The 15,482-nt window shown below is 46.8% G+C and carries 8 protein-coding genes and 1 pseudogene; 5 read left to right on the top strand and 4 right to left on the bottom strand.

Features of this window, described 5'->3' with window-relative positions; all coding sequences use genetic code 11:
- Window positions 1-357, top strand: a pseudogene (locus H6F63_RS18575) (IS1 family transposase); the annotation flags it as partial.
- Window positions 358-388: 31 nt separating this feature from the next.
- Here the strand turns inward: H6F63_RS18575 and H6F63_RS18570 are convergent.
- The 3 genes from H6F63_RS18570 to H6F63_RS18560 form a co-directional block, all read right to left on the bottom strand.
- Window positions 389-5,080: a CHAT domain-containing protein gene (locus H6F63_RS18570; RefSeq protein WP_190638991.1), complete on the bottom strand. Its 4,692-nt coding sequence runs from the start codon at window positions 5,078-5,080 to the stop codon at window positions 389-391.
- A gap of 734 nt (window positions 5,081-5,814) precedes the next feature.
- Window positions 5,815-10,350 (bottom strand): CHAT domain-containing protein, encoded by a 4,536-nt coding sequence (locus H6F63_RS18565; RefSeq protein ID WP_190638990.1) that lies wholly within the window; start codon window positions 10,348-10,350, stop codon window positions 5,815-5,817.
- Between the two features lie 112 nt (window positions 10,351-10,462).
- The gene (locus tag H6F63_RS18560) at window positions 10,463-12,232 is read right to left on the bottom strand and encodes a tetratricopeptide repeat protein (RefSeq protein WP_190638989.1); all 1,770 of its coding nucleotides are present in this window, start codon (window positions 12,230-12,232) and stop codon (window positions 10,463-10,465) included.
- A gap of 671 nt (window positions 12,233-12,903) precedes the next feature.
- Here H6F63_RS18560 and H6F63_RS18555 point away from each other — a divergent pair.
- The 4 genes from H6F63_RS18555 to H6F63_RS18545 are packed head-to-tail and all read left to right on the top strand — an operon-like array spanning window position 12,904 to window position 14,786.
- Window positions 12,904-13,698, top strand: a complete 795-nt coding sequence (locus H6F63_RS18555; protein WP_190638988.1) for a DUF2993 domain-containing protein — start codon at window positions 12,904-12,906, stop codon at window positions 13,696-13,698.
- A 16-nt stretch (window positions 13,699-13,714) separates the two neighbouring features.
- Complete coding sequence (locus tag H6F63_RS30125; RefSeq protein ID WP_242019909.1) at window positions 13,715-13,930, top strand: hypothetical protein; 216 nt, start codon at window positions 13,715-13,717, stop codon at window positions 13,928-13,930.
- Window positions 13,830-14,408 carry a MotA/TolQ/ExbB proton channel family protein gene (locus tag H6F63_RS18550; RefSeq protein WP_347276809.1) on the top strand — a complete coding sequence of 193 codons (579 nt, stop codon included), beginning with the start codon at window positions 13,830-13,832 and terminating at the stop codon, window positions 14,406-14,408. The genes H6F63_RS30125 and H6F63_RS18550 overlap by 101 nt, the downstream gene beginning before the upstream one ends.
- Window positions 14,409-14,438: 30 nt before the next feature.
- Window positions 14,439-14,786, top strand: a complete 348-nt coding sequence (locus H6F63_RS18545; protein WP_190638986.1) for a VOC family protein — start codon at window positions 14,439-14,441, stop codon at window positions 14,784-14,786.
- Between the two features lie 20 nt (window positions 14,787-14,806).
- Here the strand turns inward: H6F63_RS18545 and H6F63_RS18540 are convergent, their stop codons facing one another.
- Window positions 14,807-15,367: a Uma2 family endonuclease gene (locus tag H6F63_RS18540; protein ID WP_190638985.1), complete on the bottom strand. Its 561-nt coding sequence runs from the start codon at window positions 15,365-15,367 to the stop codon at window positions 14,807-14,809.
- Window positions 15,368-15,482: the final 115 nt, after the last annotated feature.

Genomic DNA, 15,482 nt, shown 5'->3' with positions numbered 1-15,482 from the left:
GGGTCTGGTTAGCTCTTGATGCGGACACCCGTGAAATTGTTGGCGTTTATATTGGTGTACGCGATGAAGCCGCGGCACGAAAACTGTGGAATTCTCTGCCCCCCGTCTACCGCTGTCTTCGCGGTTGCTTATACGGATTTTTGGGCAGCGTATGCAGCAGTTCTACCGAGCCAGCGGCATCGGGCAGTGGGCAAAGAAACCGGCAAAACAAGTTACATCGAGCGATTCAACAACACGTTGAGACAACGGGTGTCTCGATTAGTCCGAAAAACCTTATCGTTTTCCAAGTCCTTAGAGAATCACATTGGTGCCATTTGGTATTTTGTGCATGATTACAATGCATCATTACTTGTTTAGCACCACCGAAAACTCAAAACTCAAAACTCTATTACCAGGGATTCCCAATTATGGTGAAAGCTGCCCAGTAATAGGGATGCGCGAGACTTTTACTTCCTGGTCTTGACAGTTCTGGAGGTAGCAGAATATTTTCCTTGAGACTAACCATTTGATTGCCCTCAATGCGTATTTTCCCATTGAGCATCGCTATCTGCGCCTCTCGTAATGCCTGGGCTTTGGTGGGGGTTTTTTTCAATTGTTCGTAGAAGTTGCTCATCAGTCCCAGTGTTCCGGCATCATTGACGTACCATAGACTGCCCAGTGCCGACTTTACGCCTGCCTGAATAGCTAAGCCCGCAAAGCCCATCTCTGCTTGTTCGCTGCCTAGTGCTGTGCGACAGGCACTCAGCACTAATAACTCCACAGGCGGATCATTCCAGCCCATTTGTCGCAGTTGGTCTAATCGAAGTTTGGTGTCCCACAGTTGAATGTAAGATTTGCTGGGGGGACCAATCTCAAATTCGGCATGGGTTGCCAAGTGGACAATGGCAAAGGGTTGCGAACTGCTGCGTTGCGACTTGAGATTCTTTAGGGTGAAGGTATCGTTTAGGAAGGACTTGCCCTCCCAGAGATTTGGTGTAATGCTAGCCAATTCTAGAGGTACTGCTGGTAGGGGGCTGTGGTTGGAGAATTTCGCCATTCCCATTGCCAGGACTTGAGAGTTTCTGATGTCTTTGTGTGTGGTATCCGTGAGGCTGAGACTGGGCATCATCCCGACGCTGTAGTTCTGCACGAGAAACTTTTGACCATCGTGGAGAGCAGCCATAGGGATAGAGCGTAAGCCTGTGTCTGGGATGAAGACCAGATTCTGGATACCTTGCTGTTGTAAATCAGCGGCGATGGGTGCTATCAGCCACTTATATAGTTGTTGGGCTGGAGCTAGGTAGCCGTTCTGTTTTCGGGGGTTAATGACTTGGGAGCGGAATTTATTGGCAATGTTGAGAACTTGCGATCGCATTGTCCCATCAACCCGCTTGCGAATTGGTACACCATCTGATGTCACCACCATTAATTCCAGCTGGTCGTTATCATGCACAGTCCGAATTTGGGTCACTGTGCTAGGGGAACTAGACTGTTGCTGGGTTTCTGGTTTGTTTGATTGCTCCTGTACCATGTTTGCTGTCCCACTGGGTGCAGCCGTCTGGGGGACAAAAGCTATATAGATGAGTGCAGGTTTAACTCCAGTTGCTTGCTCAATTTTTTGTAGATTTGCCTGGGCATCTGCCAGTGTTGTAATTCGAGGTTGAGCGTCCAGCCCTAAATATTGCTCAAATTGCCGCGTATAGGATTCATCAAGCGCAGAAATTGAGTCTCCACTTCTATCTGAAACTGATGGCGCGTTTGCCTGTACCGATTGTTTCGGTGATGAATTAGCCTCTTGGGAAGAGTTGAGAGGGCGATTGCCTGCCTGATCTGTTTGACCATCTCCGGAGCTTGCTTGACCATCTCCGGAGCTTGCTTGACCATCTCCGGAGCTTGCTTGACCATCTCCGGAGCGATCGCGATCGCTGCCAGCGTCAGTTTTGCTACCTGCGGAGCTTGGTTTGTTGGTAGTAGTGCCACCAGTACCGCTACCACTGTTACTACCCGTGCCGCCAGTGCTTCCCGTGCCACCATTAGAGCTGTCTGTACTGCTGCCACTACCTTGGTTGCCGCCCGTGCTGCCACTACCTTGGTTGCCGCCTGTGTTGCCCGTGCCACCTGTGTCACCACCTGTGCTGCCCGTGCCACCTGTGCTACCACCTGTGCTGCCCGTGCCACCTGTGCTACCACCTGTGCTACCACCTGTGCTACCACCTGTGCTACCACCTGTGCTACCACCTGTGTCACCACCTGTGCTACCACCTGTGTCACCTGTGCTGCCACCTGTGCTGCCACCTGTGCTGCCTGTGCCACCTGTGCTGCCACCTGTGCTACCACCTGTGTCACCACCTGTGCTGCCCGTGCCACCTGTGCTGCCACCTGTGTCACCACCTGTGCTGCCTGTGCCACCTGTGCTGCCTGTGCCACCTGTGCTGCCTGTGCCACCTGTGCTACCACCTGTGTCACCACCTGTGCTGCCTCCGCCCGACGGGTTTTGGTTCCCCCCCGGTGGGTTTTGGTTTCCGCCTGTGTTCCCTGTGCTACCGCCCGTGTTGCCACCTGTGCTGCCACCTGTATCCCCACCAGGCGGTGGGTTTTGGTTGCCGCCTGTGTTCCCTGTGCTACCGCCCGTGTTACCTGTATTACCGCCCGTATTGCCGCCTGTATCCCCACCAGGCGGTGGGTTTTGGTTGCCGCCTGTGTTCCCTGTGCTACCGCCCGTGTTACCTGTATTGCCGCCTGTATCCCCACCAGGCGGTGGGTTTTGGTTGCCACCTGTGTTCCCTGTGCTACCGCCCGTGTTGCCGCCCGTGTTCCCTGTATTGCCGCCTGTATCCCCACCAGGCGGTGGGTTTTGGTTGCCGCCTGTGTTCCCTGTGCTACCGCCCGTGTTGCCTGTATTGCCGCCTGTATTCCCACCAGGCGGTGGGTTTTGGTTTCCGCCTGTGTTCCCTGTGTTCCCTGTGTTCCCTGTGTTCCCTGTATTGGTATTAGTACCTGTTGTTGGTCTTACGTTAGCCGAAGCTGCCGCATCGCCCGGCCCCTGCTCAGTCTGATCTATAGTTTTATGTGTAATGCTTCCAGAGGCGGTGAGATTCACAGCACCCGAATCACCCGGTCCCTGTTCGCTTGCATCTAAGTTGCCGACGTTAATGGTGCCGCCAGTTGACAAAACCGTTATTGAACCAGCATTGCCTTGGCTTTGATCTGCGGTTGTTATATCGCCTGCGCTAATGTTGCTTCTGGCAGTTAAATTTACAGAACCTGCATTACCGGGGCCTTTATCGCTTGTGATTATATTCCCGGCGATGATGTTGCCGGAGCTGGATGTCAAAGATACACCTCCAGCATTGCCTTGGCTCTTAGCTGAAGTATCTATATTTCCAACGGTTACACCTGTTGCTCCTGAAATTGATACAGTTCTACCCTCGGCAACAATGGTGTCTCCTCGATCCATAGAAAAAGCTCCACCCGCCGTAAAGGAGATCCTTCCTGTGCCAGGATCAAAGGTCAAAGCGTTATCTGTTAATTTCTCGATTGTAATATTGTTACTGGCTTGTAGACTTATGTTGGTACTGCCAGAAATACCCTCTAGTTCTGACTCGTAGATGATTGTAGGTCCGGGGTCGCCAGAGAGTATGCGAGCAGTAGTGCCGGAAGGATCGCCTGCAAATGTGTTCGTTCCGTCCGCCGCACCGTCACCGCTACCGCTCTTGATTGTGATGTCTACTGGATCTAGTAGCAAGGTTCCCATAGTACCTTTCGGTGCTTGGGTATCGACTGTGCCTTTGAAATTCAGGTTTACCTTGCCTGATACTTCGACAAAGCCGCCATTACCTGAATTATCGCCACCACGGGCGCTGATGTTGCCAAAAAACTCTGTAGCTTGATCTGCCCAGACGATGACACGCCCACCATCTCCGTTAAGAAGACTGTTGGCATTAATTGTAGAAGTGCTATCAATGTAGGTGCGTTCGGCGTTTGGTACTGTACCTTTACCTTGATAGTCGCCGCCGATTAACACGCTTCCACCGCCATTTGTGCCAGAGGCGTTTATATTTGCACCTACCAGCCCAACTTGGTTGCCTAGAATTTGCACTTTGCCGCCCGTTTGTCCGGAAACATTGAGATTGCCGGAGGCGATCGCTACTCCTGGTTCTGTGGGAATGCTAATGTTAGAACCTGTTAGCACCACTTGACCACTGCTATTGACTGTTAGCCCTGTGGCATTAACCCCACTGCCTCCAGTTAACAACAGGGGAAGCGAGGGTGCTACCGAGGGGGATGGGGCGATGGGAACAGATGGGGGAAGCGGTTGAACTTCTAAACTCAGTACATTCCCTGGTTGGCTCAGACGTACCATGTTTTCACCTGGTACGGCTGTCACGGTGATATTACCCTCTGGTGCTTGCAGGTTTCCCGTGTTTACTACAGTGCCGCCGAGTAAGGCTATATCTTTTCCTAGTGGTACGCTCAACTGCCCTGCGTTGACAATCGCACCAGGCTGAGCGTTGGTGAAGGCAAAGGCGTTGGGATTCCCATTCAGGGCTACGTAGTTATTATTACCATATGCACTTAACCAGTTGTCGCCAAAGCCTATTCCTGTGGCAGTGGTAGCGGTAAAGCTGGCTGGGACATTCAGGCTTGCTCCTGAGCCAAACACAATTCCTGCTGGGTTCATCAAGAAGAGGTTGGCGTTGCCATTTGTTACCTGTATAATCCCGTTAATTACGGAAGCGTTGCCACCTGTGACGCGACCTAGTATATTTTGAATTCCTGGTAGCGATATAAAATTGGCAATTTGGTTCGCATCCAGACCAAACTGAGTAAAGCTGTGGAAAAGGTTCGTTTGATCGTTGGAAAGTTTGCCGCCTGTGATGTCAAAGCGATCGCCATTGGTGTTGACTTGGGTGCCAGTGTCCGCATCAGGTACGATCGGTTGTGGCTGCGCGATCGCTAATTTTATCCCCATAGGGCTGCTTACAGGCAAAAAGCTCAACGCTAAAGGCAAAATTAGGTATCTTAGCCCTTTTCCTGTTTCCTTCCCTACTTGATTTTTGGCTTTCAGCAAAAAGCTGATTGAGCAAACACCGACTTTCATCTTACTAATTCCTGCAAAGAAACACCCGACTCGTTTCAGAATCTGGTTTCCTGTTACCCCAACGGCTTGCGGGTAGCAGGAAACCAGAAATTTGGTAAGATTGCACCGAGTCTTTCTGGCACTATTAGGTAGTAGATGGCTGGTAAACTTTTAATTAACTGCCACTGAGATGATACTATCTCTCTCGTTTTCCAGACTATCCTGCGAAAGTATCCTAACCATATTTTTAACATATTAATCTTAATAAGATGTGTTGCTATAGTTTTATTTATTTAGGTATATACACTTAGGAAGATATTTATTTCCTAAAGGAAGTGGATATAACTTTAAAATATGTATTGACTAAAATTAAGTTGCTTTAGAGATGTCCCCTTCCAGATCGGTATCTGGGGGTTGCCAATCATCCTCAAGGTCGCGGTCACCAGGGATAGGGAAAAATTATACTTCCCACCTTGCTGAGTTTAGGCTGCTTGGCTGTCCGTACCAACGGTGATTATACTGACTCTTTAGTGTGGGCGCAACTATCCTTTGGTAGAACTACCAGCGCCTGAGCGTATGTTTGATGTTGACTAGGGATTGGGGACTTCTGTGATTCAACCGCGCCGAGTGTCGCCACCACTCAAGACAAATAATTCGGAGATTCGATTGGCTAGAATTCTAGCAAACCGCGATCGCTTCCTCCAGGGGAAATAGCGATCGCGCGAGTAGCGCCTGGTATTTACACCATCCCGCCCCTACCAAGGGTTGCCAATCATTGTAAAAGCTGCCCAGTAGTAGGGATGCTCAAAGTTTTCGTCTCCCCTAGAAACAAGAGACGTTGGCAAGGGGAAGTAGCCATTAGAAGTGCGGATTTGACCACCCTCAAGGCGTACTTGCCCTTTGAGCATTGCCAGCTGAGTCCTACGTAGCGCTTCTGCTTTAATCGGGGCTTTTTTCAATTCCTCATAAAAGTTACTCATCAGCCCCAAAGTACCTTCATCTGACACGTACCATAAAGAAGCTAGCGCTGATTTCACTCCAGCTTGCACTGCTAATCCGGCAAAACCTAACTCTGCTTGTTCATCTCCCAAAGCTGTACGACAGGCGCTTAGCACTAATAATTCTACTGGGGGATCGTTCCAGCCGAGTTGCCGCATCTGGTCTAATCGCAACTGAGTGTCCCAAAGCTGGATGTAGGAGTTGCTGGGAGCGCCTGGTTTAAATTCTGCGTGAGTGCCTAAGTGTACAATTCCGAAGGGTTGTTTTTGGCGCTGTGCCTTGAGATTATTTAGGGTGAAAGCTTCGTTTAGGAAAAATTTGCCTGACCACAGAGTATCAGCGATGATGGATAATTCTGCTGGAACTGCTGGTAAGGGGTTTTGCGTGGTAAATTTGGCAGCACCCATTGCCAAAACTTGGGAATTTTTGATGTCGCGGTAACGAGTATCGGTGAGACTGAGACTCGGCATCAAGCCGACGCTGTATTTTTCTATCAGAAATCCTTTACCATCGTGGAGGGCGGCGACAGGTAGGCTCCGCAACCCGGCATCCATGAGAAATACGAGATTATTTATTTTGCGATCGCTTAAATCTCCTTCCAAAGGTGCGATCAGCCACTCATAGAGTTGCTGGCCAGATTTCAGGTAGTCTCGCGTTCTCATAGGTTTGGTCAGTTCGCCGCGAAATTCTTGGGCTAATTTAAGAACTTGACCTCGCGTTGCTCCTGCTATTCTCCGGCGAATTGGTGGTTTCTTGGCTGTCACAATCAAGATTTCCAGTTGGTCGCTATCCTGTGACAGGGGATTTTCTGGCCCCGTTGTTGCAACTGCCTGGGGTACAAAAGTTACATAAACTAGGGCAGGTTTAATGCCTGTGGCTTCCTCAATTTCGGCAGTAATTTCCCGCGCCTCGTCTAAGCTGGCCAGCTGAGTATCGGCAATTGCTCCCAAATATTGCTGAAATTGCAGCGTGAAACCCTGGTCAACTTGTGCAAAAAACGGGTCAATTTCAACAGAGACAAGTCGAATAATCGGTTGTAGTTGGGTAAGGGGTTGTTCCTGGGGTGGTGATAAATCTCTAGACAGTCGCCTTGGTGTGGGTAGTGGTGTGGGTAGTGGTGTGGGTGGTGGCGTTGGTATAGGTGTTGGCGGTGGTGGCGTTGGTATAGGTGTTGGCGGTGGTGGCGTTGGTACAGGTGGTGGTGGAGAAACATTGATGGAAAGCTGTAGCGGTGCGGAGAAGGAAACGCGATCGCTGGCGCTAATCGTCAAAGCATTAATCTGACCAATAACCCCTGCTGGCGGCGTGTAAACTAAAACGTCGTTAACAGACAAAACCGTGCCAGGGACAATTGGCGTGCCATCTTGTCTTGTTAGCGTTCCCCCATTAATTGCATCCAGACGTACTGAGGTGAAGTCATTATTTGTATCGTTCACTCCTGTAGTTAAATCTGCCAATGTGAAGGTAATTGACTGATTTTGTTGCACGTCTGGTAGCAGGGAATTTGCTGTTATTGTTGGTGCTTGGTTGATGAAGGTGATTCTGATACCATTGACGGTGGGATCGCCGACATCAAAAGTGTTGTCATTGGGAATTAAAGTATTGACATTCGGAATTGTTTGTGTCGGAGAAATTATCTGACCGTTCCCAATACTTCCACCCGTATCAATAGAGCCTGCTGTACCGTTATTCGCCGCATCACCGACGATAAATCTAAAATTATCTCGCCCTCCATTGTGTTGAATTGCCACAGATCCGCCTTGAGCTGAGTCCGGAGCAAATTGGCTAAATCCTTGAGTCTGAATGGTAGCACCGCTGTTGAGTAGTCCGGTTCCTTGAACAACTCCGGAAGCCGTGATGATTACATCTCCACCTATAGTATCTCCACCATCTACATCTGTAGCTTGGGTGTTTATGGTTGTAAACCTAACATTGTTTCCCGCATCTAAAGTTACAGCGCCACCTGTGATATCAAAACCTGTTATTGAGGTATCGATAGCACCAGTTTCAATATTGCCTGTAGCAGTATTGCCTGTAGCAGTTAAGCTAACTTCACCACTGGTATCTCTATCGCCAGAGGTAGTAATGTTGCCTGTAAGAATGTTGCCGTTGGTGGCATCAATATTTACGTTTCCACCATCACCATTTCCACCAAAAGCAGTAATGTTGCCTGTAAGAATATTGCTGTTTGTGGCATTAATAATTACATCTCCACCATTGCCAGGACTACCAGAAGTAATAATGTCATCTGTAGTAATGTTGCCGCTGGTGGCATTGAGGAGAACATTGCCAGGATTACCATAAAAACCAGAAGTGTCGAGAGTGCCTGTGGTGATCGCGCCGCTGTTGTTGATGATTGAAATTGGCCCACCTTGGATGTCATCTGTAGTAATGTCGCCGTTGGTAGCAGTAATGGTAATAGGAGCGTCCTCAAAGCCAGTAGTGGAATCTAATATGCCAGTCTCGATCCCGCCGTTGTTGTTGGTGATTGAAATTACTCCGCCTCGTGTGATGACATCATCTATAAGAATGTTGCCGTTGGTGGCATTAATGAGAACGCTACCACCAAAACTATCGTAGAAAGGAGCGGTGTTGATAGCGCCAGTTGCGATCGCGCCGTTGCGACTGGTGAGTTGAAGATCCCCACCATCTGTAGCGATATTTCCTAAAGTGAGACTTGCTCCTGTAATTGATAAATTTGCCCCATTAGTATTGATGGCGTTTGCTGGATTCATTACAAACGAACCCACACCATCTAGATCGGCATCGGCAAGAAAAGTAATTGATGTAGCCTGCCCAAAGCCAAATTCCAGAACGCCGTCAGTCGTTAGATTGTCAATTGTGATATTGTTAGTTGCTTGCAAAATCACATCGCCAAAGTTAACTGCTTGCTCCAGTGCAGTTTCAGAGATAATGAAATCAGCCGGAGGGGTATCATTAAAAAGAATTTGACCATCTGCTAATTGAGCATCTTGCGCTCCCGGCCCCGCACTTTGATCCGTAACCCTGATATTCACCGGATCGAGTAGCAAGGTACCTGCACTGCCTTTATCAGCACTTGTATCCACCTTCCCTGCAAAACTTAAACCCTGCTTACCCGACACTTCGACAAACCCGCCGTCGCCGGAATTGCTGCCGCCACGGGCGCTGATGTTGCCATGAAATTCTGTCGCATCGTCTGCCCAAACGATGACGCGCCCGCCATTGCCGTTGATTTTGCTATCGGCATTAATTGCCGAGTCTTTACTGACATAAGTTCTAGAGGCGTTTGGCACCGTTCCTTTACCTTGATAGTCGCCGCCTATTAGCACCGTTCCCCCGCCGGAGTTCCCGGAAGCGTTGATATTGGCACCAACTAACCCCACTTTGTCGCCCAAAACCTGCACTTTGCCGCCAGTGTCGCCTTGCACGTCTGCGCTGCCAGATACAATCGCTGTACCTGGATCTGCCGGTATCCCAATGCCAGATCCTGCGAGTACCACCTGACCGTTGCTGTTGACTTTTACGCCTGTGGCGTTACTAATATCTCCACCCGTCAGCATCTGAGCTAAGGATGAATCTGCCGCCTTTTGCGTCGCTGGAACCTCTATACTCAGTAAATTTCCTGGTTGAGCAATTCGCACTAATCCACCGGGAACCGCTGCTACGGTGATATTTCCCCCTGGTGCTGCGAGTCGCCCAGTATTAACCACCACACCACTAAGTAAGGTGAGGTTTTGATTTTGTCCTACCGCCAAGTCGCCACTATTTACTATTGCACTCGCTTGAGTAGCACTCAGATTAAAAAGGCTGGGAGTTCCCGATAAATCTGCATAATTATTGTTACCAATAGCATTCAACCAATTGTTGTTACCAAAGCCGATGCTAGTGGCGGTGGTGGCGGTGAAAGAAGCAGGCACGTTTAATCGGGCGTTGTTGCCAAATATAATGCCTGCGGGATTCATTAGGTAAAGGTTGGAATTGCCGCCGATGACTTGAATTAAACCATTAATTTTAGAGGCATCTCCTCCCACAACCCGTCCTAAAATATTCTGAATGTTTTGGTTGGTGAGAAAGTTGGCAGTTTGAGCGGAATTTAGATCAAATTGGTTAAAGCTGTGAAAGAGATTATCACCTTGTCCTGAGAGTTTACCCCCACTGATGTCTAAGCGATCGCCTGTTACGTTGACAATGGTTCCAGTGCCATCAGTAGCTGGGACAATGGGTTGCGCGATCGCTTGTTTTATTCTTATAACTCCGACAAAAGGCAATATTACCAGCAACCATTTTATTCTTTTTGCTAACAGTTTCATGTTGCTCTCACTTTCACGGCTACTAAATACGGAATGGTTTTTATTTGTTCTAGTTATTTGATATTGTTGTTTTTATGAAATTATCTATTCTGTAAAATACTTTAATGCTCATCTAATAACCTATTTTCTCTAGTAAAACTTGGTGAGATTGATGAAAAACTTTAACCTGACTATAAAAAACTGAAATAAAAGCGTCTATAGCAACTTTTGGATTTTGCACGTTATTTTCGCTGAAGACAAAATCATAATCATCAAAGATGATAATACCGCCAACTTTGGCCAGTCTCCAACTTAAAACGGCATCTTCAAGGACATCGCTGGCTAAATGGGAACCATCAATGTAAACAACATCATAGGATTCTAGCGGTAACGAGCGCAATATTTCCTGAGACTTGCCTACTATTTTGCATACTTTTTCCGGATAGTCTGTTCGACTGATGTTATAGTTAAATCTGCTTTCGATAGAGCTTAAATAACTAGGATCGTAACGACTCTGTTCTAAACTTCCCTTGAAGGTATCTATACAAGTAATCTTACTATAATCTTGAATTAAGAGATTGTCTACAAACCAACAAGTAGACCTTCCTTCCCAACTTCCGATTTCTAAGATATTTAATCCAGAAACCTGAGAAAGATGTATTAAATATTTTTGCCAAATATCAAGATTTATGGAGAACCAATCGGTAGTAAATTCGTAACCTTTCTTTATAGTATGAACTTGATAGCGTGCGGGAGCAAAATCGGGTTTAATTTCTAGCGCCTTTTGGTAACAAGTTAAAGCTTCGTTAAGCTTACTTTGCCTAGAGAAAGTGATTCCCAGGTTAAAATGTGCTTCAGCGAGGAGAGTATGCGATCGCTTGTAATTCTCCACATCCCCTTGCACAAGAAACAAATTAGCCGCTTTGTGTAAATCCTCAATTGCAGGTAGATATTCGCCCATTCTCAAACGGGCATTACCGCGATTATTGTAAGCTTGGGCAAAGTTAGGGGTTCGTAGCAATGCTTGAGAATAGTCTGCGATCGCGCCTGGGTAATCTCCGAGATCAAAGCGTGTCACACCTCGGTTGCTGTAAGCTTCAGTAAAGTTAGAATTAAACTGTAACGCCTGAGTATAATCCTCAATTGCTCCTTGGCGATCGCCCAATCTAGATCGGACATTACCTCGATTGTAATAAGCAACAGCATCATCGGGATGAAGCCGCAACATTTGACTACAATCCTCCAAAATTCTTTGATTATAAATTTGCCAAATTTTCTGCCCAACTACAAGTCTTTCCTGGTGGTGTTGTCTGTAGGTTTGCGCTTCGTGCTGCCTCCAATAAATTACCTGGTCGGTGACAGAAATACCTGTTTGACGAGTTAGAAACAAACCAAAAAATAAAGTTCCGGTTGTTAAATATTCTGTTTGCACCATTTGGAGAACGCTGGGCAATTCTTCAACCCAATTTCCCAGCTTTAAACTAAAGCAAGGAGGGCAAAATTTTAGATTAGCAACAGCTTCCTGAAATAAATCAGTTCCCTGGCTTTTGTAAATTGGGGAAGGTTCATCTCTGAATTGCCCGATAACAGCCGTGTAAGGTAATTGCAATGATGAGTTGAGAAAATCTGGCAGACACTCTTGCGCCTCATCATCGCCATCTAGAATAAATACTTGCTGTACGTTTTCTCTCTTGGCATCAATCAAAGCTTGTATGAGAGTAGAAGTTGGCCCCCGATGCTCTAATCTTCGGATTTGGCATCGATTTTTAACAGAGTTCAAATCCGGGAACTCACGGCTACCGTCATCGTATACAACAATTTCAAAATCTCCCTTTATCGACCTTATAGCCGACTCTAAATAGGGATAGCTGGGATCGTAGTAGCGAATAATTATTCTGGTCATATATTTGATATTTTTATTATTAAGTTTCTCGTTCCCAGGTCAGCATGGGAACGAAATTTAAGGAGGCTATACCTCCCCTTTTTAGTAACAAAGCTCAAGACAAGAATAGATGAGGGAGATCCTCATTTATAGCATTCCGAGGGTTAGCCTGGGAACGAAAAAAAGTGGATGAAACTGTGAAGCCAATTAAATTATTTGCTTGACGTATAAATGCAAGTATGCTATTGATTTAAACAATCGTTACTAACAATCGTGCCAGTAATGTCAGCAGGTGAGATAATTTATTGCGCCTGCTAAACTTGGCGCACATAAAGAGGCGATTAGCGACAGCCAAGTGACAAGCCCCTAATTCTCAACTTTTGCCCTCTACCTTTTTCTGAAAAGACTGCACCAGGGTAAATTTTGCTGTTATAGGTGGTTATGAGTGAGGAATTCAGTATATAAATGGGTATAGTTTCCCCGTAGTGATCGCTACCTTATTGAGAAAATCCCGCCCTTATTGATTTAACTAATCGCAGAAGTCAGAAAATTCTATATATTTTGACATTTTAAGGCTGATAACCTTGATACATAAGCGCTTTAGCACCCTTTAGCGCTATTTTCTCGATTGCACATTCCTTAATATTTTGTTACAAACAAGAGAGTAAGCACTCTCGCGGACGTTAAACTTTATGTTAGGCGGCCTTACTGGTTTCACCAACAATACAGGCACGGATTGGGGAGAACGCCTTCTCAATACAGTAGCCAGCAAGACAATTCGCCACTTGTTTACCCAGAGTGAGTCTGTAGAAGTTGCTGTTCGCTGCTATCCCTCCAGCAAACTTCTACAAGGAAGTATTGACAGCTTCAAGATGAATGGCAGTGGTCTGGTAATTCGCCGCGAGTTTCGCGCCCAGGAGGTCTCTTTTGAGACAGATGCCGTCTCAATTGACTTCAGCGGTGTAATGAGCGGTAAGATTGTGCTCAAGCAACCCACCCAAGCGGTTGCCCAAGTAACGCTATCAGAAGCAGATATCAACCAATCCTTCCAAGCGGAACTGGTAAAAAAGCGGCTACAAAATCTTGAAACACCTGAATTGACAGAATTATCTGGCGGTCAGCCTGTATCCTTTAGCGAAGTAAACGTACAGCTGCTACCCAATAACCAAGTGCAGATTTTTGCCCAAGCAGATTTAGGCGAAAAAGGAATGGTGCCAGTCAGCATGACCGCAACCCTAGCAGCGGAAAGGCGGCGGCGCGTTCGTTTTAAAGATGCAAAATTTCAATCTGAAGCGGTGCCTGAATCGTTAAGGGATATTTCTGATACCTTGACAAAGGTATTCTCTGAGATTTTAGATAACATGGTCGATCTGGATCGCTTTAATCTCGATGGTGTAACGCTGCGAATCAATCGCCTGGAAACACAAGGGGAAACGCTAGTTTTCAGCGGTTACGCCCAAATCGAGCGCGTTCCAAATAATCCCTAATCTTAGCTAATGGCTAATGGCTCTTAAACAATTAGCGATTAGCACTCAGCAATTAGCTAATTTTTATGTCAGTCCTGCGTCTATTTTTTCTTGGTGGGGTGGTCATGTTGCCGCTTCTGGTATTCTCACTCCTGGCAGTGGCATTGATTTTAGAAAGGATTTTTTTTTGGCAGCAGCTTATCATCCGCCAAAATCGTTTCGTGCGCGAAGTTTTGGTGCTGTACCGCAGTAATCCGCAGTCTGCCGATGTCAGGGCGCAAGCGATCGCAATTCTAGAGCAAAATGCAGATTTACCGATGGCGCGGATATTTCTGGCAGCTTTGGAATTAGAAAAGCCCACCCCAGAGGACTTTCGACTGGCTTTAGAAAGTGCCGCTCAAGCAGAGTTGCCCTTGCTGAAGCGTTTTAATACAGTGTTTGATACGATTATCAGCCTTGCCCCTTTGTTAGGGCTTTTGGGGACAGTTTTAGGGTTGATTAACTCTTTTGCCTCTCTGAGATTGGGAGATGTAGGAGGTACTCAAACTGCCGATGTCACAGCCGGAATCAGTGAGGCTTTAATTTCCACAGCATTTGGGCTGATAGTTGCTATCTTTACCCTCCTTTTTGCCAATACGTTTCGCGGGTTGTATCGGCGGCAACTTGCCTTTATTCAGCAGTATGGAGGTCAATTGGAATTACTGTATCGTCGCGGCTACGAGCTGCGCTAGAAACTTCGGTCTTGCGGGATCATAAACCAGATGCTGAAAACTGCCATACCCAAATTCGCGGCGACTGACATTGAAAAAGCTATCAATTTTTATGAGCAACAGCTTGGGTTTACAACGCTTTTTAACTATGGCGATTATGCAGGCTTGAAACGCGACGCTGTCGAAATACATCTTTGGCAGTGTAAGGACAAATACATTGCAGAAAATACTGCCTGCCGTATCAATGTTGAGGGAATTGAGACGCTATATGAAGAATATAAATTTGCTGAAATTATTCACCCAAATGGAACATTGGCAACGCAATCTTGGGGATTGAAAGAGTTCACAATTCTCGACTTGGACGGCAACGCCATTACATTTTCCGAACCAGTTAGTTAAGTGACCACAGTTTCCAGCAATTATCCCAGCACTTCATCTACAGTAAAAATAACGTCAGGAAAAGCTTGCACAGATACGGTTTGACCTCGTTGGTACTTCAGGATTTCTTGATAGCCATTTGGTGAGGGCTGTCGGTATACTTCCAAACATTCCTTTTTGATATCTACCAGCCAAACTTCTCTAATGTTGTATTCAGCATAAAGGGGAATTTTCACTTCACGGTCAGTTTCAACTGTAGTATCGGCAACTTCAACTAACAGAAATATATCCTCTGATTGAGGATGTCCCCCTGCATAAAAATCATCGCGCAGTTGCAGCAATGTCAAATCGGGTTGAGGTTCAGAATTGTCTTCTAATTCCACCGGATCTTGAGCATCGACTAAAGCGCGATCGCCCAAGCGTTGAGAAAAAAGTCTGATCAATCTTCTCACGCAAGCTGCATGAAACCTGCCAATAGGCGACATTTCAACAATTTCTCCTCGGATTAGTTCCACTCGGTCGTCTTCTGTGAGAATACCCGATGCCGCCATCTGGTGATATTGTGCTACTGTAAATTTCCGCCGGAGTAGCTCAACAGACATCACAACTTCCCCATAACAACACTCAATTAATCATTATTATCGAGCGATCGCTATGACAAACCAGCCTTAACCTGTCGGTAGTAACATATCGGTAGTTTTTACCTGGGAGATGCCT

This window comes from Trichocoleus sp. FACHB-40 (genome assembly GCF_014695915.1).
In the GTDB taxonomy this organism is placed as follows: domain Bacteria; phylum Cyanobacteriota; class Cyanobacteriia; order Cyanobacteriales; family FACHB-T130; genus Funiculus; species Funiculus sociatus.
This window is presented reverse-complemented; position numbering and strand designations above follow the sequence as displayed.